The sequence below is a fragment of the Streptomyces sp. NPDC037203 genome, assembly GCF_055605065.1.
The window spans coordinates 198,447-218,076 of sequence record NZ_JBVJUC010000013.1 but is presented as its reverse complement, the minus strand read 5'-3'; the positions used below and the strand labels follow the sequence as shown (position 1 = coordinate 218,076).

The 19,630-nt window shown below is 72.1% G+C and carries 13 protein-coding genes; 4 read left to right on the top strand and 9 right to left on the bottom strand.

Annotated features, from left to right (window positions below; translation table 11 throughout):
• Nucleotides 1-9: 9 nt before the first annotated feature.
• On the bottom strand, nt 10-1,503 hold the full coding sequence (gene eccD, locus ACZ7EC_RS29250; protein ID WP_471067232.1) for a type VII secretion integral membrane protein EccD: 1,494 nt from the start codon (nt 1,501-1,503) through the stop codon (nt 10-12).
• A gap of 306 nt (nt 1,504-1,809) precedes the next feature.
• Here eccD and eccCa point away from each other — a divergent pair, with 306 nt between their 5' ends.
• Nucleotides 1,810-5,775: a type VII secretion protein EccCa gene (gene eccCa / locus ACZ7EC_RS29245; RefSeq protein WP_471067231.1), complete on the top strand. Its 3,966-nt coding sequence runs from the start codon at nt 1,810-1,812 to the stop codon at nt 5,773-5,775.
• A gap of 76 nt (nt 5,776-5,851) precedes the next feature.
• On the opposite strand, the gene ACZ7EC_RS29240 is transcribed toward eccCa, so the two are convergent.
• The 7 genes from ACZ7EC_RS29240 to eccB form a co-directional block, all read right to left on the bottom strand.
• On the bottom strand, nt 5,852-6,154 hold the full coding sequence (locus ACZ7EC_RS29240; RefSeq protein ID WP_471067230.1) for a WXG100 family type VII secretion target: 303 nt from the start codon (nt 6,152-6,154) through the stop codon (nt 5,852-5,854).
• A gap of 40 nt (nt 6,155-6,194) precedes the next feature.
• The gene (locus ACZ7EC_RS29235; protein ID WP_471067228.1) at nt 6,195-6,533 is read right to left on the bottom strand and encodes a WXG100 family type VII secretion target; all 339 of its coding nucleotides are present in this window, start codon (nt 6,531-6,533) and stop codon (nt 6,195-6,197) included.
• Between the two features lie 80 nt (nt 6,534-6,613).
• The gene (locus tag ACZ7EC_RS29230) at nt 6,614-7,825 is read right to left on the bottom strand and encodes a S8 family serine peptidase (RefSeq protein ID WP_471067226.1); all 1,212 of its coding nucleotides are present in this window, start codon (nt 7,823-7,825) and stop codon (nt 6,614-6,616) included.
• A 28-nt stretch (nt 7,826-7,853) separates the two neighbouring features.
• Nucleotides 7,854-9,530 (bottom strand): WXG100 family type VII secretion target, encoded by a 1,677-nt coding sequence (locus ACZ7EC_RS29225; RefSeq protein ID WP_471067224.1) that lies wholly within the window; start codon nt 9,528-9,530, stop codon nt 7,854-7,856.
• Nucleotides 9,530-9,952, bottom strand: a complete 423-nt coding sequence (locus tag ACZ7EC_RS29220) for a hypothetical protein (RefSeq protein ID WP_471067223.1) — start codon at nt 9,950-9,952, stop codon at nt 9,530-9,532. The genes ACZ7EC_RS29225 and ACZ7EC_RS29220 overlap by 1 nt, the downstream gene beginning before the upstream one ends.
• Nucleotides 9,953-10,104: 152 nt before the next feature.
• Nucleotides 10,105-11,352, bottom strand: coding sequence for a type VII secretion-associated serine protease mycosin (gene mycP / locus ACZ7EC_RS29215; protein ID WP_471067222.1), 1,248 nt, complete (start codon nt 11,350-11,352; stop codon nt 10,105-10,107).
• A gap of 10 nt (nt 11,353-11,362) precedes the next feature.
• Entirely contained in the window at nt 11,363-12,892 is a 1,530-nt protein-coding gene (gene eccB, locus ACZ7EC_RS29210) for a type VII secretion protein EccB (protein WP_471067220.1), read from the bottom strand.
• Between the two features lie 363 nt (nt 12,893-13,255).
• On the opposite strand from eccB, the gene eccE reads away from it, so the two are divergent.
• The 3 genes from eccE to ACZ7EC_RS29195 all read left to right on the top strand — a co-directional run bounded on the left by eccE (nt 13,256) and on the right by ACZ7EC_RS29195 (nt 18,533).
• The gene (eccE, locus tag ACZ7EC_RS29205; RefSeq protein ID WP_471067219.1) at nt 13,256-14,428 is read left to right on the top strand and encodes a type VII secretion protein EccE; all 1,173 of its coding nucleotides are present in this window, start codon (nt 13,256-13,258) and stop codon (nt 14,426-14,428) included.
• 26 nt (nt 14,429-14,454) lie between these two features.
• Nucleotides 14,455-15,204: a hypothetical protein gene (locus ACZ7EC_RS29200; RefSeq protein WP_471067262.1), complete on the top strand. Its 750-nt coding sequence runs from the start codon at nt 14,455-14,457 to the stop codon at nt 15,202-15,204.
• Nucleotides 15,205-15,515: 311 nt separating this feature from the next.
• Nucleotides 15,516-18,533, top strand: a complete 3,018-nt coding sequence (locus tag ACZ7EC_RS29195; protein WP_471067218.1) for an SCO5717 family growth-regulating ATPase — start codon at nt 15,516-15,518, stop codon at nt 18,531-18,533.
• Between the two features lie 87 nt (nt 18,534-18,620).
• Here the strand turns inward: ACZ7EC_RS29195 and ACZ7EC_RS29190 are convergent, their stop codons facing one another.
• Complete coding sequence (locus tag ACZ7EC_RS29190) at nt 18,621-19,568, bottom strand: bifunctional riboflavin kinase/FAD synthetase (protein ID WP_471067216.1); 948 nt, start codon at nt 19,566-19,568, stop codon at nt 18,621-18,623.
• Nucleotides 19,569-19,630: the final 62 nt, after the last annotated feature.

The following is a 19,630-nucleotide window of genomic DNA, read 5'->3' as shown; positions in this document are numbered from 1 at the left end:
AGACCCGGATCACTTGCTGGTCATCGCGCGGGCGGCCGAGTACACGTCGAACACGGCGAGCGCGAGGGGGACCAGCGTGAGGAGGACGAAGCCCTCGACGATCTCCAGGAACCGTCCCCAGAAGGGGCTCAGGCCCCGGCGCGGGACGATGAGCCCCACGGCCGCCGCGAGGGCCGCGCCGGCCGCGATCGCCGCGGCGAGCCAGATGGCGCGGATGTCGAGGCCCGAGCGGTCGCCGGTGAGCGCGTCACGCAGGATGGACTGCGGCGGGTTGAGCGCCAGTCCGAGGCCGAGCAGCACGAGCGCGCCGAGCCCGGCCGCCAGCAGCGGGGCGACCTGTCCGGTGTAGCGGAACAGCTGGGCGCGCATCAGCAGGGCCAGGGCCGTGGCGAGGGCGAGCAGTTGGGCCCAGATGTCGTCGGAGAAGCCGAGCACCGCGCAGGAGGCGAGGGCGGTGAGCGCGCAGCCGCCGACGAGACCGACGAGGATCTCGTGGCCGCGCCGGGCCCGGGCCTCGATCCGCTTCAGGTCGACCGGCTCCTGGACGACGGTCTCCGTGCCGTAGGTGCTGCTCTGGGCGGAGTTCGGCGGCTCGAAGCCGATGGGCAGCCGGGCGAAGCGCATGGACATCCCCGGCAGGAAGGCCAGGCCGCCGACCGCGAGGGGCGCGCACAGGGCGGCGATGTCCTTGGGTGTCCAGTGCACGAGGATGGCCGTGAACACCGTGACCAGGCCGAGCGCGGATGCGAGGACGAAGGCGACGAACGGGGCGTCCCCGCCGGGTGTGCACAGGGTCAGGACGACCGAGGCGAGCAGGACGGCCGCGCACGCGAGCAGGAACTGGAGCTTGCCGACGCCCTGGTCGTGCGCCAGGGCGAGGAGGCCGGAGCCGGCCACACCGGCGTTGGGCAGGGCACCGAGGCCCAGGGCGATCGCGGAGCCCCGGTCGTCGTAGACCCGGCCGCGGACGGCGGCGAAGACGACGAGGAGCACTCCGGCGACGCCCGCGAGGATGCCGGGCAGGCTGTGCATGTCGTGTCCGGGGTCGGCCTGCCAGGCGACGAAGGCGAGCAGGGCGGACAGGGCGCCCGCGCCGACGAGGCCCGCGACGCGGGTGAGGTCGTCGCTCCACAGGGTGCGATGCCGGGTCACCGAGGAGGCGACGGCCTCGGAGACGTCGTCGAAGACGGCCGGCGGCAGCGACTCGGAGAAGGGCCGCAGGGTGAGCAGTTCGCCGTCGAGAATCCGCTGTGCGGCGAAGGAGCGCGCGCTGTCGAGGACGGTGCCGTCCCGGCGCACCAGGTGGTAGCCGACCGGGGCGCCCTCGGCGGGCTCCTGCCGGGAGAGCCGGAGGATCTCCGGGTAGATGTCGGCGACCGGGATGTCGTCGGGCAGCGCCACGTCGATCCGGCTGTCGGGCGCGACGATCGTGACCCGGCAGAAACCGAGTCCCGACCCCGTTCCGGTGCCGGGCAGCGCTGTTCCCGTGGCCGTCGTGCTCACCTCGTACTCCCCCTCAGTGATGATCCTGCGTCCGTGCAGTGAATATCCCGCGCCCCTGCCCGGCCGGAATCACCGGGAATCGACGCGGCGGGCGCCGACCGGCTCCGCCGTGGGATGGCATGCGATGACGCCTCGCACGGAATACCCCGCTTCACGGGGTTTGTTCGCGTGTGCTCAAGCGAACACCCGGCACCCTACCCCGCACCGCCGACTGGTGGAGTCAGTAGGATCACGCGGCGGCCTGCGTCCGTCCGTCAACGGGGGACGGACCTCATTCTTGGGGCCTGGCAAAGGAATTGGGGAGCAGTGAGCCACATCGTCGTGAAGCGCCCGCCGCGGGCGCTGCCGTCCGAAGTGCCCACGGGGGAGGTCGTTCTCCAGCCTCCTCCGGAATTGCCGCGGGGGCCGCAGGAAAGCGTCCTGATGCAATTGCTGCCGACGCTCGGTATGGGCGGCTCCGTGGTCTTCTTCTTCACGAACGGGCAGCCGTTCATGAAGATCATGGGCATGGTGATGATCGCGTCGACGGTCGGCATGTCCATCGCGATGGTCGTCCGCTTCCGGCGCGGTTCGCAGGGCCAACTCGCCGATGTGCGGCGCGACTACATGCGGTATCTGGCGGGGACCCGCGGCGCGGCCGTGCACACCGCGAAGGCACAGCGCGACGCGCAGTACTACCTGCACCCCTCGCCCGAGCAGTTGTGGGCGCTGGTCGCCGAGGGCAGCCGGGTCTGGGAACGCAGGCCGGGCGACGAGGACTTCGCCCAGGTGCGCATCGGACTGGGCTCCCAGGAGCTGGCCACCCCCCTCATCGCGCCCGAGACCGGTCCGGCCGGCCGGCTGGAGCCGCTCACGGCCGGGGCCATGGAGCGTTTCCTCGACGTCCACGGCACCCTGGACGATCTGCCGATGGCCGTGTCGCTGCGCGCCTTCTACCACGTCTCGGTCAGCGGCGACGCGGAGTGCGCACGCTCGACCGTGCGTGCCCTCACCGGCTCGCTGGCCGCGCTGCACTCCCCCGAGGACCTGATCGTCGCGGTGGTGGCCGGCCGTGCGGCGCTGCCGCGCTGGGAGTGGGTCAAGTGGCTGCCGCACGCCCAGGCGCCGGACGCGGTGGACGGCGCGGGTACCCGGCGGCTGATCGGCCCCGACGCCCACGAACTCGAGATCCTGCTCGCCGACCGGCTGGCCGGCCGGCCCCGGTTCCACCCGAGCGGCGCGCCGCTCCTGGAGGAGCCCCACATCGTCGTCGTACTCGACGGGGTGTCCCTGCCGCCGGACTCGGCCCTGTCCACCATGGAGGGGCTGCAAGGCGTCACGGTGATCGAGATCGTGCCCGGAGAGCCCACCGGCGCCCGCGGCGACCTCGCGGTCGTCGCCCAGCCCGGCCTCCTGCGCCTGGAGCCGGCGGACGGGGAGATCTACGAGGGCACGCCGGATGCCCTGTCGTACGAGTCCGCCGAGGCCCTCGCCCGGCAGCTGGCCCCGTTGCGGCTGGCCTCCGGCGGTGACGACGACGAACCGCTGCTGGCGAACCTGGACTTCACCGAGCTGCTGAATCTCGGTGACGCGGCGTCCGTCGATCCGCAGCGCACCTGGCGGCCGCGGGGGCTGGCCGAGCGTCTGCGGGTGCCGATCGGTGTCGGTCCCGACGGCCGGCCCGTGATGCTGGACCTCAAGGAGGCCGCCCAGGAGGGCATGGGTCCGCACGGCCTGTGCGTGGGCGCGACGGGTTCCGGCAAGTCGGAGCTGCTGCGCACCCTGGTGCTGGGGCTCGCGGTCACCCACTCCTCGGAGACCCTGAACTTCGTCCTGGCCGACTTCAAGGGCGGCGCCACCTTCGCCGGCATGGCGCAGATGCCGCACGTGGCGGCGGTCATCACCAACCTGGCCGACGACCTCACGCTGGTCGACCGCATGGGCGACTCGATCCGCGGCGAGCTGAACCGCCGCCAGGAGATGCTGCGCGACGCGGGCAACTACGCCAACATCCACGACTACGAGAAGGCGCGCGCGGCCGGTGCCCCGCTCCAGCCGATCCCCTCGCTCGTGCTGGTGATCGACGAGTTCAGCGAACTGCTGACCGCCAAGCCGGACTTCATCGAGATGTTCGTGCAGATCGGCCGTATCGGCCGTTCGCTGGGCGTGCATCTGCTGCTGGCCTCGCAGCGCCTGGAGGAGGGCCGGCTGCGCGGCCTGGAGACGTATCTGTCGTACCGGATCGGTCTGCGGACCTTCTCCGCGGCCGAGTCGCGCGCGGCGCTCGGCGTCCCGGACGCCTACGAGCTGCCGAACGTGCCCGGTTCCGGCTTCCTGAAGTTCGGCACCGACGAGATGGTGCGGTTCAAGGCGGCGTACGTCTCCGGGGTGTACCGCTCGGGGGGCAGGCAGGGCGCCACGGCCGGGGGGCCGCTGCCCGTCGAACGGCGGCCGGTGCTGTTCACGGCCGCGGAGGTGCCCGTGCACTACGCGCCGGTGCCGAAGCAGCGCACGGAGTCGGCGGCGCAGGTCGACGACGCGCTCGCGGACACGGTGCTCGATGTGATCGTGCGCCGGCTGGAGGCGCAGGGCCCCGCGGCGCACCGGGTGTGGCTGCCGCCGCTGGACAGCCCGCCCTCGCTGGACGGGCTGCTGCCCAAACTCACGGCCGTCCAGGGGCGCGGGCTCACCCAGCCGGATTACGAGGGTGCGGGGCGCCTCGTCGTCCCGGTGGGCCTTGTCGACAAGCCGTACGAGCAGCGTCGTGAGCCGCTGTGGCTCGACTTCTCCGGGGCGGCGGGCCATTTGCAGCTCCTGGGCGGCCCGCAGTCCGGCAAGTCCACCCTGCTGCGGTCGCTGATCTGCTCCTTCGCGCTGACGCACACACCGCACGAGGTGCAGATCTACGGCCTCGACTTCGGTGGCGGTGGCATGGCGGCGGTATCCGGTCTGCCGCACGTGGGCGGGATCGCCTCCCGGCTCGACCCTGAGCGGGTGCGCCGGACGGTGGCCGAGGTCTACGGCGTGCTGCGACGCCGCGAGGAGTACTTCCGGACGTCGGGCATCGCCTCGATCCAGGACTTCCGCGCCCGGCGCGCCCGCGGCGAGATCTCGGTCACCGACCAGCCGTGGGGCGACGTCTTCCTGGTCATCGACGGCTGGGGCAGCTTCCGCACCGACTACGACAGTCTGGAGCCGGCCGTCCTGGACATCGCCGCGCGCGGTCTCGGTTACGGCATCCACCTGGTCCTGACGGCGTCGCGCTCGATGGAGGTCCGCGCGAACCTCAAGGACCATCTGATGAACCGCCTGGAGTTGCGGCTCGGTGACACCATGGACTCCGAGATCGACCGCAAGGTGGCGGCGAACGTGCCCGCAGGTGTGCCCGGTCGCGGTGTGTCGCCGCAGAAACTGCACTTCATGGCGGCGGTGCCGCGTATCGACGGCCTGACGTCCGACACGGACCTGGCGGACGCGACGGCCGCGCTGGCGGCCGAGGTCTCCCGGCACTGGCAGGCGCCGGGGGCCCCGCAGGTGCGGATGCTGCCCCGCGAACTCCCGGTGGCCCAGCTGCCCGCGGGGGACCGGTTCCCCCGGCAGGGGGTCGCCTTCGGCATCGACGAGAACGATCTTGAACCGGTGTTCGTCGACTTCGAGACGGACCCGTTCTTCATGGTCTTCGGCGAGAGCGAGTCGGGGAAGTCGAACCTGCTGCGGCTGCTCATCGGGCAGCTGACGCAGCGCTACTCGGGCGACGAGGCGAAGTTCTTCGTGGTCGACAACCGGCGCTCGCTGCTGGATGTCACCCCGGCCTCGCATCTGGCCGAGTACATCCCGATGTCCAACGCCATGGACCACCACATGGTGGCCCTCGCCGACCTGATGAAGCGGCGTACGCCGACGGCCGATGTGACGGCCCGGCAGCTGCGGGAGCGCAGCTGGTGGCGGGGTCCGACGGTGTACGTGGTCGTGGACGACTACGACCTGGTGTCGACGTCGAGCGGAAACCCGCTGAGCGGCCTCACCGATCTGCTGCCGTTCGCCCGTGACGTCGGCGTGCGGTTCATCATCGCCCGGTCGACCGCGGGTGCGGGCCGGGCCTCGTTCGAGGCGTTCATGCAGCGGATGATGGAGCTGGGCGCGCAGGGCGTGGTGCTGGCCGGCGACCCGAGCGAGGGTGACATCCTCGGCGGGGTACGGCCGCGTCCGATGCCGGCGGGCCGGGGCGTCTTCGTGTCGCGCAGGCGGGGGAAGACGCTGGTCCAGACGGGGCTGGTGGACGTGGAGTACTGAGCGTCCCGCGGGAGACACGGAGGGGTGGGCACCTCCCGCGCGTGCCCACCCCCGTGCCGTTCGTGCGGCGTCCGGCCTACTCGAAGTAGCTGGCGCCCTTGAGGTCGCCCCCGCGGTAGTCACCGCCGGCGGCGTGCACCCGCTGGCTGATGGAGAGCAGCGCCTGGTGGATGCCGCTGGCGTGCTGGTCCCACTTCACGGACTTGCGCTGGAACGAGTCGTACGCCTCGCCGCCCCAGCCCTCGGCCACGTCGTGGACGGCCTTCTTCAGCGCGCCGAGGTCGTCCTCCAGCTGCTTGGCCACGTTGCCCAGCTCGGTCGTGAGGGCGTCCAACGCGCCGTACTTGACGCTCAGGTCCTGGTAGTGCGGAGTGGTCATGTCTTCCTCTTCCTCGGATTCCTCGGATGATCGATCGTGGTCAGTACAGGTTCAGCGCGGAGGTGCTCGCGCCGGCGTCGACCTCGACCTTGTTGATCGTCGAGTGCAGCTCGTCCTCGAGCTTGGTCTTGTCCTTCTGGTTGAGGTTGATGCCCTGGAGGAAGTCTTCGAGCATGCGGCCGATCGCGGCCATGTGCTCGTTGATCTCGTGCTGCTTCGTCTTGAACGCGTTGGAGCCCTGACCCGTCCAGTGGGTCTCGATCATGTCGATCGTGCCCTGGAGCCGGCCGAGGCACTTGGTGACCGAGTCGTAGCGGTCGATGACGTTCTTCTCGAGCTTTTGCGCGTGCGCGTCTACAAACTTACGGCCGTCGGCCATTGCGGCACTCCCCTTCGTGAGAGCGAGCTGTGCTTCCTTGACTGCGCATCACCGGGTGGTGACGCCTTTCCTGTGAACCGTCAGGCACGTCGTCGCGACCGGATCACGGCGAAGGCCGCGCCACCGATCACCACCAGTGCGGCGGCGGCTCCGACGACCCACGTCAGTGTGTTGCCGGACGACTTCGAGCCGGCGTCGGCCGCGGGGGCCGGGTGGCCGGGGGTGGGCTTGGCGGAGCCGGATGCGGACGTGGAGGGCGAGGTGCCCGGCTTGCCGCGCCAGTTCTCCGTGGCCAGCGGATCGGCCGCCGCGGAGCCCGGATCGTAGTGCGGGTTTTCCAGCACCTTGCGGGGGCGGACGATGCCGTAGCCGAGGTAGTTGCTGGGAGTGCCCTTGGGCCACGTCCGGCCGGCGGTGTCGATCAGTGAGCGGAGGACCTGGTTGGCGGTCCAGTCGGGGTGGACGGACCAGATGAGGGCGGCGGAGGCGGAGGCGATGGCGGTGGCCTGACTAGTGCCGTTCATGTGAGAGCAGTACGACTGGAACTTCGCGTTGCACCATCCGGGCAAGTCCACACCCGGCGCCGCCAGATCGACGGAGGAGCCGTGGTCCGAGAACTTCCCCACCCTTGTCGCCTTGTCGATGGCGGAGACGCCGACGACGTAGGGGTAAGAAACCGGGTAGCCGGCGTTGTTCGACGTCTGGGCGTTGTTCCCGACTGCGGCGAACATCAATTTGCCCTTTGAGGCAGCGTACTTGACTGCCGCCTCCTCGTCGTCATAGGAGATGTCGTCACCGAACGACATGTTTATGATCTTGGCATCGCTGTCAGCGATGGCCCTGATCACCTTGCTGACGTCAGGTGCCTTGTTCTCCTCGGACAGTGTGAATCCCTTGCCCGCGATGCGGTAGGGCACAATCTTGGCCCCAGGCGCCAACCCCTTGATCCCCCCGCCGCGTCCCGTGCCGGCGATGATCTCGGCCATTGTGGTGCCGTGGCCGTCCAAGTCTTTCGTGGCCCCGTAGGCAACGGACTTCGGCACTTCGTCGCCCAGTACTTGCCCTTCGAGAGAGGGAGTCGAGGGGTTGACGCCCGAGTCCACGACGGCCACCTTGACCCCCTTGCCCGTGCTCGTCTTCCACATCTCGTCGGCCTTCATCGCCGACAGGTACCACTGCTGCGACTGGACGTCGGCGGCAGCCGCGCTGGGGGCCAGACCCACCGGCAGAGCCATCAGTGCGCCGAGCGCTGCACACGCGGCGGTCAGTCGTCTCGTGCTCGCTGACAACATGCCTCTCGTACGTCCTCGCTTCATCTCGTTACTCGGTCTCCGGCGCTTGCCGCCGGCGCGACTTCTTGTCGTCGCGGTTCCGTGTGGAGCGTCGGGCCGCCGGGCGACCCGGCACGTGCTCGTCGGAGACACGGGCGCCGTTCCCGGCCGCCGGTGCCTTGCCGTTGGGCGCCGCGGTCCTGCCCGCGGGCGGTGTCCCGAAGCCCTCCGACTCGGCCGCCCGGATCACCCCGCGCTGACCGGGTCGCTCGACGGCACGCGCGGCACGCGCGGCGGGCTCGCCGCCGATGACCTTGCCGCGCGGCACCCGCGAGCCGTTGACACCCTTCGCGGAGGGCGTGGTCGGCCGGCCGCCGATGACACCGCCAGTGCGTGCCGCTCCGGTCGGTCCCGTCTCACCGATGGGCTCGCCGGGAACGCCCGCGGTCCGGGGCGTGCCGCCGACGATGCCGCGAGCGACCGGGCCCCGGCCCACCGGAGCCTTGCCCATGGGGGACTGGCCCATGGGGGTTCTGTCCATCGGTGACACCGGTCCGCGCGCGCCCACCTGACCGGGAACGACGGACTGCCGCACCCCACCGATGGGGCCGCGTCCCGCGCCGGTTCCGGCCTCCGGTTCCTCGACGGCGGGTACGGCCGGGCGCGACGGCCCGACCGGGCCCCGGATGCCACCCGCTCCACCGCGTGGCACGGGCATGCCCACCGGCGGGACCATGGGACCGGTGGGGAAGGGAGCGATCGGTCCCCCGCCGCCGCCACCAGGACCGGGTGCGGTCGGCGGCGCGACCGGCACCGTCGGCTTCACGTCCGGAGGCAGGGTGTTGGTGCTGTCGATGTGGGTGCCGACGTGCTGGGTCGGGTCCACGTGGACATGCTGCTCCGGCGGCAGGACCACATGGTGGAGATTCGTCCCAGGCGCGACGCTGGTGCCAGCAGGCTCGATCGGAACGCTGACGGAGTGATCGACCCGAGTTCCAGCCAAGGGTGTATGCGGGAGAGCGGCTTCGCCCCCGCCGGTCTGCTCATTTCCTCGCCACGCTTTGGCAGGCTTGGGCACCCCCATGTCCGGCATCTTCCCGAACTTGGGCTCGCTCAGCCCCTGCAGGTTCCCCTCCGAGACCGCGTAGTACGACGCCAGACGGTTCATCTGGTTGATCGCCTCTTGGCGGTGGTTCTCGACGACCTGGGCCTGTATGCCACCCGGATCCAGCTTGGCCTGCTCGCCCGGCAGGATGCCCTTGGGCCGGTTGTCGCGGGGCGGCATGGAGCTGCGTACGGAGGCGAGTCCCATGCTGGCCGCGGAGACCTGGGTGGCCACGTCGTCCGCGAACTGGGCGAGTTCGTAGGAGTGGTTGACGAGGTCGCTGGCCCAGCCGTGGAACGCGGTGGCCGCCTCACCCTGCCAGTCGATCCGGCCGATGTTCTGCAGGAGTTCACCGGCGGCGTTCCAGATGGCGTCCCGTGCGTCCCAGAAGCCGTTGGCGGCGTTCTCCAGATCCTCCGGCTTCGCGGCATGCACCATGTCGATCATGTCGTTCAGCTGGTGGTTCTCGAAGTCGCTGACCGTGCAGCCGCCGCCCGGCGCATTGAGGCTCGGCGCGGCACACTGGTGCTTGTCCAGGGCCGACTTCTCGTCCTTGAACTGGTCGCCGGCCACCGCGCGGTCGAACTGATGCGGATCCGGCTTCTTGTCGTGGTCACCCATCAGATGTTCCCGCCGCCCTGCTCGGCGTCGCCGCGCTTCTGGTCCTTCCGTACATCCCCGTACTTCTCGTTGATCTCCATGCGGATCTCGTGGAACCGCCGCCGCTCGTCGTCGTCCAGATTCGCGAAACCGATGTCCGCGCCGTGTACGGCGATCTGCATGGCCTCGATCTGCAGCGTCAGCGACTTGGAGAGTGTCACGAGGCGGTCGTGGACCCGCGTGTACTGGCTGTGCAGGCCGGTGGCCTCGGGGAAGCCGCCGTGGCCGCAGAACGAATCGGCGGCGAGCGTGTGCATCGCCACCTTCTTCGCCGAGCCGGGCGAACGCTCGAACGTGTCGAGCACCCCGTCCACACGTGTCTTGAAGGTCTTCAGCGCCTCAAGACCGACCTTCAGTCCGCCCGTGCCGTCGTCAGGCCGCACGTTGCGCCACCCCCGTTTCCGTCCCCTGCCCGGGGCGGCAGCGATCCCCAAGCGTTCGTCTTCGCAACGCAGTCACTGTAGTCAACGGGACTGACACCCCCAACTGACTTGTGTGACAAGTCTGCTGCGGCCCGGCTGCCTTCACGCATCTTTCACGCCGTGGTCCGCCCCGGACCGCCGCCCGCCGTCCTTCTGCGGGCGTCGCGGATCGCCACCGCCACCCCCGCCAGGGCGGCCACCAGCACCGCCACCCCGACGGCCACGTACGTGGCCAGCCGGGCGTTGCGTTCGTCGGCCGTCTCGCCGAGCACCAGCCGGGCCGGGGTCGGCGCCTGGGCGTGGCTGAGGCCCTCGTGCGGGTCGGGCTTCTCGATGGGGTGCTCGTCGTCCGTCAGGGCGCGGACCGGGTCGACGACGCCCCAGCCGACCAGCATGTCGTGCCCGGCGACCGAGCGTTCCGCGGTCTGCTCGATCTGTGCGACGATCTCGCGCGCCGTCCAGCCGGGGTGCTTCGCCTTGATGAGCGCGGCGACACCGGCGACGTACGGGGCGGAGAAGCTCGTGCCGTTGTCCGAGCAGTGGCCGCCCTTGGGCACGGTGGAGATCATGTCGACGCCGGGAGCGGCGACGCCCACGAAGTCGCCGGACTGGGAGAAGGACGCGCGCTCGTTGTTGCGGTCCGAGGCGGCGACCGCCAGGACACCCGGATAGGACGCCGGGTACGTGAGTTTGACGTTGCCGTCGAGGCCGTCGTTGCCCGCGGAGGCCACCACCACGATCTGGTGTGCCAGGGCGTCGTCGATCGCGCGGCGCAGGCCGTCGGCCGGCTGTATGGCGTTCGCGGTGTCCTGGGAGATGTTGATCACCTGGGCCTTCGCCCTGATCGCGTACTCGATCGCCTGGGCCAGGGTGGCCGCGGTGCCGTCGCCCTCCGCGTCGTTCTGCTTGATGGGAATGATGGTCGCCTCGGGTGCGAGACCGACGAATCCCGTTCCCTGCATGGGCCGGGCGGCGATGATGCCCGCGACACGCGTGCCGTGTCCGACGGTGTCCGTCGTCCCGTTCGCCTTGCCGCGGTCGATCTTCTGGCCCTTGGTGTTCTTCGGCGGCAGGAAGTTGGCGCCGCTCGACGCGTCCACCGCGTGGGCGAGTTGGGGGTTCCGGGTGTCCACGCCGGTGTCGATGACCGCGACGCGCACGTCCTTGCCCTTGGACTGGCTCCACAGCTCGTCCAGCAGCACGCGCTGGAGGGACCAGGGGCGCCCGGAGTACACCTTGTTCGGGAAGTCGCACTGGTCGGCGAAGGAGTCGGCGGCGGCCGGCGGGGCCGGAGCGACGGCGGCGGTGCACAGCGTGGCGGCCGCGATCGCCGCGGTACGGAGCAGACGCGGGTACGGCACGTGGCTCCTCCTACGAACCCTGCGGCTGGCTCGCCGCGGTGGTCGAAAGGCGCGGCCCGGTGGGCAGGAACACCGACCAGGGCAGCGGGATCGGGGCGGGTTCGAGACCGGCGTACCCGAGCCTGGTCTGGGCCAGTTGGGCCTCCTGCTGGAGTTCCTTGCGCTGCTTGTCCGTCATGCCGTACTCGATGCCCTTGGAGCCGGTGTCGGCGTTCGACTGCATGGCGTAGCGCAGGCCGGTGTCGGTGACGAGGAAGACACCGCCGGCCTTGGTGTCCGTGCCCTGGAACTGGCGGTAGAGCTGGCCGGAGCCGGGAGTCACGTAGGCGCTCGACGATCCGGTGGGCAGTTCGGCGGGGAAGTCGGTACCGGCCCAGGTGCTGAGGGTGGTGTCGCCGTTGCCGGGGGCGACGTGGTCGAGGACGTTGCAGACGGTGTCGCGGCTGCCGCCCGCGGTGCCCGCGTCGTTGACGACGATCGGGGCCAGGCTCGGCCACTTGCGGTCGGCCGCGAAGGCGGTCGAACCCGGTACGAAGGCGCCCGCGCTGACGTCGAGTGCCTTGCTCGCCTGCCCGAGGCCGACGAGTGCCTTGCTGTTGAGGAGCAGCCTCGCGGTGAAGTCGGAGACGGGCAGGACCTTGCCCGGTTCGACGACGTAGAACTGCCGGCGGTCGCCGTCGGGGGCGCGCAGCACCATGCCGACCTTGTTCGCGGCATCCGGCAGGCTGCCCTGGACACCGGCGGGCGCGCCCACGGTTCCCTCGATCCGGGGAAAGGTGATCCGGTCGCCGGGGTGCAGGGTGTCGAGCCAGTCCCGCGAGACGCGCTCGGGCTGCCGACCGGCGCCGACGAGGGTGCGCAGCAGCAACTCGTCGTTTTTGTCGACCGGGTACGCCGTGCCGTGGGCGTCCACGATGTAGCGCTGCCCGTCCGGGGCGGCGACGTACATGATGTCCCCGCCGGCGAGCTTCTCGCGGGCTCCCTCGGTCCTCTTCCTGTCGCGGGCGGCGAGCACGAACGCCGCCTTCTGGATGGCCCTGCCGCCCGCGCTCGGGCGCTCGCAGACGGCCCACCGCTTGGGCGAGCCGGCCTCCTGGCTGGAGGGCAGGCGGTCGGGGGCGTACGGGATGCCGATGGTGACGCCGTGCGGGATCTTGCCGTTGTCGAGGATCGACTCGTCGACGGTGACCACATCGCCCTTGCCGTCGGCGAGGAGGAGCTTGGCCGACGCCATGTTGAGCACAGGGTGCAGCTGGGTCTTGCCGTCGGTCTTGAGGACGACGTACCGGGTGGTCGACTTGCTGGCGATGATCACCTTTTCACCCGGAGTGTCCCAGCCCTGCGGCGCGGTCGGGCGGAACATCCCCCAGGCGCCGAACACCGCCATGACGGCCACTCCGACGATGGTGCCGGGCAGGATCGCTCGCAGCGGCTTGGGGGCAGCTTCCTCCGAGCCGTCGGAGGAGGGCTGGACGAACGCCGCGAGCATGCGCTGCTTCGCAAAGGTGTAGGCGTTGAGTTGATCCCGCCGAGATGCCATCTGCCCCTGATTCTCCCCGTGTGGCCGTCCGGATACCGGTCGAAGACCACCGTCTCCGGCACGCCGTTGTCGGACCGAGCCCCTACTATGCCTGGTGGCTGGACGGTTCCGTGGAGCGGGTAGGGTACCGGGGCCCTCGCGGGCACTGCTCAGGGGCCGCACAGCGGGGAGTCGTAAGGAAAATGGGGGGATGAGTTGAGGGCTTCCGGGACGCGCTCTCGTACGCGCCGGCAAGGACGGGGAACCGGCCCCTCGACGGCCGGTGCGCAACCGGCGGCAGCTCCGCGGGTACCGCCCGGAAAACGGCTGCTTCCGGATCCGGCGGGTCCGGGCACCCGCCCGGCGCTGTCCGGTTCGTTCCGCATGCAACGACTCGTACTGCCGGAACTCGCGCTGGCCCTGCTCGTCGTCGGATGGGTCATCGGCCCGTTCGCCCTGGTACCCGCCGCGCTCGTCGCCGTACTGCTGGTCGCCCTCGCGTTCGTCCGGCGGCGCGGTCGGTCGCTGCCCGAATGGCTGTTCACCGCGCGGGAGTTGAAGGCCCGCAAGCGCCGGGCCGCGAGCACCCCGATACCGCCGGGCACCGAACCGTCACTGGTGCCCGCGCTCGAATGCGAGCCGAGCCTGCGCACGTACGCCTACGGCGGGCGCGACCGGCGGCCCGTCGGCATCGTCGGTGACGGCACCTTCGTCACCGCGGTGCTCCAGGTGGAGGCCGACGCGACCGCGTTGCGGGCGGAGCGGAGCCGGCAGCCGCTGCCGTTGGGGCTGGTGCGGGACGCGTTGGAGGTGGACGGGATACGGCTGGAGTCGGCGCAGGTCGTGCTGCACACGCAGCCCGCGCCCGCGCTGCACCTGCCGCAGCAGTCGGTGGCCGTCGCCAACTACCTGCCGTTGCAGAAGCAGACCGGGGCCCCCGCCGTGCGGATCACGTGGATCGCGCTGAAGCTGGACCCGGAGGTGTGCGCGGAGGCGGTGGCCGCGCGCGGGGGCGGGCTGCTCGGGGCGCAGAAGTGCGTCGTGCGCGCCGCGGACCATCTGGCGAGCCGGCTGACCGGGGCGGGCTTCCGGGCCCGTGTGCTCGACGAGGAGGAGCTGATCGCCGCGCTCGCCACCTCGGCCTGCGCCAATCCGCTGGTCACCGCGGAGGCGGGGCGCGGCGAGACGCGGGAGCGGCGCACGGAGGAGTCCGGGCGCAGCTGGCGGTGCGACAACCGGCGGCACACCACCTACTGGGTGCGGCGCTGGCCCCCGCTGGGCGGCGGGCGCGGCGAGTCGCTGCCGCAGCTGGTCGCGAGGGTCACGGCCGTACCGGCGCTGGCCACCACCTTCAGTCTCACCCTCGCGCCCGGCGACCGGCAGGAGGTGTCGCTGTGCGGGCATCTGCGGGTGACCGGCCGCAGCGACGAGGAACTCGTCGCTGCCCGGCGGGCGTTGGAGGCGGCGGCCCGCGAGGCCGGTGCCGGCCTGGCCCGCCTCGACCGCGAGCAGCTGCCCGGCATGCTGGCCACGTTGCCCCTCGGAGGTGCGCGGTGACGACGACTCCCACGGACTCCCCCGGCCTGCCCCGGGCGACGGCGGACGGCACCGGACCGCGCGGCCTCGGCGAGCGGCTGCGGCACGGGCTCGGGCTGCTCGGCCCCCGGCACGGCCGGCACGCGCTGTCCGCCCGGATGCTCGACGCGCTCGCGCTGCCCATCGGCGACGACGGTGTGGTGGCCGGTGTGGACGCCGAGGGCCAGCCCGCCGTGCTCGGCATCAACCGGCCCACGCCGTACGACGTGGTGCTGATCGGCGGCCTGTGGACGGCGCAGGTGCTGGCGCTGCGCGCGGCGGCCACCGGGGCGCGGGTGGCCGTGGAGACCGGCCGGCCGCAGGCCTGGATGCAGATGGTGCACGCCATGGGCGGCGGGCAGAACGGACTGTCGGTGTACGACGTCGGGCGCGTCCCCCCGCAGGGCGCCTCGGCCGGCACGCCGGTCGTGGTGGTGCGGGACTGCGGTATGCGGCCCCCGCGCGGCCGGGTGGCGTCCGGGCCCTGGCAGTCGGTGCTGACCCTGCTGCCGTATCTCAGCCCGGTCGCGCCCCGGCTGCTGCGCCAGGCCCGGCTCGCCGGTATCCAGCGGGTCTCGCCGGACGAGGCCGCCGAACTCGGCCGCACCATGGGGCTCACGCGCACCGAGGTGGAGTCGCTGCCCGCGCTGCCGGACGGTGTCACCCTGTGGTGTACCGACCGGGACCGGCAATATGTGCTGACCCAACCGACCGACGCCGAGACGGGGTTGCTGGGCACACCGCGACGCATGGACTGAATTGCCCTTGCCTGTGGGATTTGTTCGCTTTCCCGCTCCTTCCCGTTCGCCGGTTCCCTTCCGGTTGCTCCCGGTTTCGTGCCGCAACTCGGGGCGTGGGCCGGGGGCTTCGCCCTGCCTTCCGCCCTCCTGCGCGCGAGCCGGGAGGCGGGCGGGCCTGCCGGGGGACGGCTCGTGGTGATTAGGCTGGGAGCGGGCGTGACGGCAGGACCCGTGGACCGGGCTGCCCCTGACGACTACGGACGACTCGAACGACACGACATGGTCGCCCCGCCACGGCATGAGGGTGCTCGACCACACCAGGAGGAACTGTGAGCAGCGATCGGGACGGGACGCGCGGGGGCTGGGCCACACCCGGCGATGACCAGCCCGACGCGGAGGCCGTCGAGACCACCGGCGAGTTCACCATCGACTACGCTCCCCCGGCCTGGTACACGCAGAACGCGTCCGGCGCGGGCGGACACGCCGAGCAGGGCGGGACCGAGGGGGCCGCTGCCTCCGGTTCCTCGGAGGCGTCCGGGTTTCCGCCGTTTCCCTCTTCGGGGGACGCGGACGCCGGGGTGATGCCACCGCCGGTCGGCATGCCCCCGGTCGGCACGCCCCCGGTCGGCGTCCCGCCGGTCGGCACGCCCCCTGTAGCCGCCCCGCCGGTCGCTACGGCGCCGCAGGGGACGCCGTTCGCTCCGCCGATGCCGCCGCCCGTGCCGCCGCAGGCTCCGGTGGGGCCCGCGCGGTCGTTCGGCGATTCCGTTCCGGTACCCGGCCTGCCCGACGGGTTCGAGCTCCAGCAGCCGCAGGGCCGGCCCGCCCAGCCCGAGGGCTCGCCGGCCGAGCCCGAGACGGGCAACGGGGACCTGGAGAGCGGGGCGACCATGCGGTTCTCCGCCGTCGCCCTGAAGCGTGAGATGGCCGAGATCGCCGAACGCGCCGCCGCGCTCCAGAAGGCTGCCGCCGAATCCGGGACGGCGGACCGGACCGAGTCCGAGCCCCAGGCGGAGGCCGAGGCAGAGGGCGCCGGGGAAGGTGCTTCCGGCGTCGAGTCCGGTGCCGGTGCCGAGCGAGGCGCGGGGGACGGTGAGGCCACCGGGCACGGTGAGAGCGGTGCCTCGACCGGGAGCACGGACGGAAACGGGGGCACGACCGCCGACGGCGCGGCGACGGGCGGCGGCGCGGTGACCGGCGGCGGCGCGGCGAACGCCGTGGTGACGGGTGACGGCGCGGCGGACGCCGTGGACGCGGACTCCGCGCCGGATGAGTCCGGACGGGAAGGGGCCGCGCGGGAGGGCGCCGCCGAGGACGTCCGGGACCCCGCCCCGCAGACCCCCGCGCCCCAGAACGCGGCGCCTCAGGGCGCGGCACCTCAGGACGGCGCTCCCCAGAACCCCGTGCCTCAGGAGGCCGCCCAGCAGGACGCGGTCCCGCAGGACGCCGTCGGACAGCCCGCTCCCCCGGTGCCGCAGGACTTCCCGGCCGCCTGGACGCCGCCGCCCGCGCCGCAGCACGGTGTGCCCCCGCTGCCGCCGTCGTACCAGCCCGCCGCCCCGGCCCCGGCGAACCAGTGGCCGGCGCAGCAGCCCCTGCCGCCGCAGGCGGGACCGCAGCCGCCCGCGCCCCCGCAGCCCGGCCCGGTGCAGGGGCCGCAGCCGCCGTTCCAGCCGCAGGCTCCGCAGCCCGCGCCCGCGGTCTGGAACCAGCCGAATCAGCAAGCGCAGCCCCCGCAGCCGAACCACCCCGGCATGCCCATGCCACCCGCTCAGCCGGGTCCGCAGGGCGTGCCGCAGCCGCACCAGGCCGGCGGCTACGGCTTCCCGCCGGGCCCGGCGCCCCAGCCCCACCCCCAGCCTCCGGTCCCGGCGCCCAACGCGCCCGAGCAGCAGGGCGGCTACGGCTTCCCGCCGGGCCCGGCGCCCCAGCCCCACCCCCAGCCTCCGGTCCCGGCGCCCAACGCGCCCGAGCAGCAGGGCGGTTACGGCTTCCCGCCGCAGCCCCGGCCCGACGCCCCGCAGCCCCCCGTCGACCCGCGTGCCGGGGCCGCCTGGCCGCAGGCGGTCCAGCACGACCAGCGGCAGCCCACCAACCCCGGTGCCGCGCCGCTGGGTTACACCGCGGCCGTGGAGCTGTCCGCGGACCGGCTGCTGAACAACCGCCGGCAGAAGGCCCGGAGCGGTCGGCCGGCGGCCGGCGGGTCCCGGTTCAAGCTGGGCGGCAAGAAGGAAGAGGCCGAGCGGCAGCGCAAGTTGGAGCTGATCCGAACGCCGGTGCTGTCCTGCTACCGGATCGCGGTCATCAGCCTCAAGGGCGGCGTGGGCAAGACCACCACGACCACCGCGCTGGGCTCCACCCTCGCCACCGAACGGCAGGACAAGATCCTCGCCATCGACGCCAACCCGGACGCCGGCACGCTCGGCCGGCGGGTGCGCCGGGAGACCGGGGCCACCATCCGCGACCTCGTCCAGGCGATCCCGTACCTCAACTCGTACATGGACATCCGCCGGTTCACCTCGCAGGCGCCCTCCGGTCTGGAGATCATCGCCAACGACGTGGACCCGGCCGTCTCGACCACGTTCAACGACGAGGACTACCGGCGCGCGATCGACGTGCTCGGCCGCCAGTACCCGATCATCCTCACCGACTCCGGCACCGGTCTGCTGTACAGCGCCATGCGCGGGGTGCTCGACCTCGCCGACCAGCTGATCATCATCTCCACGCCGTCCGTGGACGGTGCGTCCAGCGCCAGTACGACGCTGGACTGGCTGGCCGCGCACGGGTATTCCGACCTGGTGTCCCGCTCGCTGACCGTGATCTCCGGGGTCCGCGAGACCGGCAAGATGATCAAGGTCGAGGACATCGTGTCGCACTTCGAGACCCGCACCCGCGGGGTCGTGGTCGTGCCCTTCGACGAGCATCTGGCCGCCGGTGCCGAGGTGGACCTCGACATGATGCGGCCGCGCACCCGCGAGGCGTACTTCAACCTCGCCGCGATGATCGCCGAGGACTTCGTGCGGCACCAGCAGGCGCACGGGCTGTGGACCAGCGACGGCAACCCGCCGCCGATGGCCGCGCCGCCGATGCCGGGCCAGCAGCAGACGCCGCCCCAGGGCCAGCCCTACCCCCAGCCCTATCCGCAGGGACCGGGCCAGCAGTACCCCGGCCAGCCCTACCCGCCCCAGGCGCCGCAGCCCCAGCAGCCCTACCCGCCCCAGCAGCAACAGCAACCGGGGCAGCCTGGTCAGCCGGGCCAGCCCGTCCCGCAGCCCTACCCCCCGCAGCCGGGCCAGCCGTACCCCGGCCAGCCCTACCCCCAGGCGCAGCCCCCGCAGCAGCCGTGACCCCGCGGCCGTAGCGGCATGACGAAAGGGCGGCCGGTGCTCCACGCACCGGCCGCCCTTTCGTCGTCGTGGACGAGTCCGCGGCGGTCAGCCCTCCGCCGCCACGATCTCCCGGCACCGCTTCACATCGGCCGCCATCTGTTCGAGCAGCGCCTCCAGCGAGTCGAACTTCGCCTGGCCGCGGACGTAGGCGAGGAAGTCGACGGCGACGTGCAGGCCGTACAGGTCGAGGCCGACGCGGTCGATGGCGTACGCCTCCACCGTGCGCTCGGTGCCGTCGAACTGCGGGTTCGTGCCCACCGAGATGGCGGCCGGCATGATCTCGCCCTGTGCGTGCAGATAACCGGCGTACACGCCGTCGGCGGGGATCGCCGTGTGCGGCAGGGTCTCGACGTTGGCCGTGGGGAAGCCCAGCTCACGGCCGCGCTGGGCGCCGCACACCACGACGCCCTCCACCCGGTGCGGGCGGCCCAGGATCTCGCGGGCGCCCTCGACATCGCCCTCGGCGACCAGCCGCCGGGTCAGGGTCGAGGAGAACGGCTGCCCGCCGCCCGCCGCGCCGGACACGTACAGGTCGATGACCTCGACCTCGAAGTCGTAGACCTTGCCCTGTTCGGCGAGGAACTCGACGTTGCCGGCCGCCTTGTGGCCGAAGCGGAAGTTCGGGCCCTCCACGACCGCCTTGGCGTGCAGCTTGTCCACCAGGACCTTGACCACGAAGTCGGCGGGCGACAGCTTGGAGAACTCGCTGGTGAAGGGGAGGATCAGCACCGCGTCGACGCCCAGCCCGGCCATCAGCTCGCAGCGGCGGTGGTGCGGGGCGAGCAGCGGCGGGTGGCTGCCGGGGCGCACGACCTCGCTGGGGTGCGGGTCGAAGGTGACGACGACGGCCGGGACGCCCAGCTCGCGGGCGCGGTCGACGGCGTGCTTGATGATCAGCTGGTGGCCGCGGTGGACACCGTCGTAGGAACCGATGGTGACGACGCTGCGCCCCCAGTCCTCGGGGATGTCCTCCAAGCCACGCCAGCGCTGCACTGTGACCGCTCCTCGAACCCGTGTCCGTGTCTACCTTGACGATTGTGCAGGTCTAAGGGTGC

Bases quoted from the DNA above. Each gene is read 5' to 3' on its own strand.
- ACZ7EC_RS29240 (WP_471067230.1), bottom strand. From the start codon at position 6,154: ATGACCACTCCGCACTACCAGGACCTGAGCGTCAAGTACGGCGCGTTG.
- ACZ7EC_RS29235 (WP_471067228.1), bottom strand. From the start codon at position 6,533: ATGGCCGACGGCCGTAAGTTTGTAGACGCGCACGCGCAAAAGCTCGAG.
- ACZ7EC_RS29230 (WP_471067226.1), bottom strand. From the start codon at position 7,825: ATGTTGTCAGCGAGCACGAGACGACTGACCGCCGCGTGTGCAGCGCTC.
- ACZ7EC_RS29225 (WP_471067224.1), bottom strand. From the start codon at position 9,530: ATGGGTGACCACGACAAGAAGCCGGATCCGCATCAGTTCGACCGCGCG.
- eccB (WP_471067220.1), bottom strand. From the start codon at position 12,892: ATGGCATCTCGGCGGGATCAACTCAACGCCTACACCTTTGCGAAGCAG.
- eccE (WP_471067219.1), top strand. From the start codon at position 13,256: ATGCAACGACTCGTACTGCCGGAACTCGCGCTGGCCCTGCTCGTCGTC.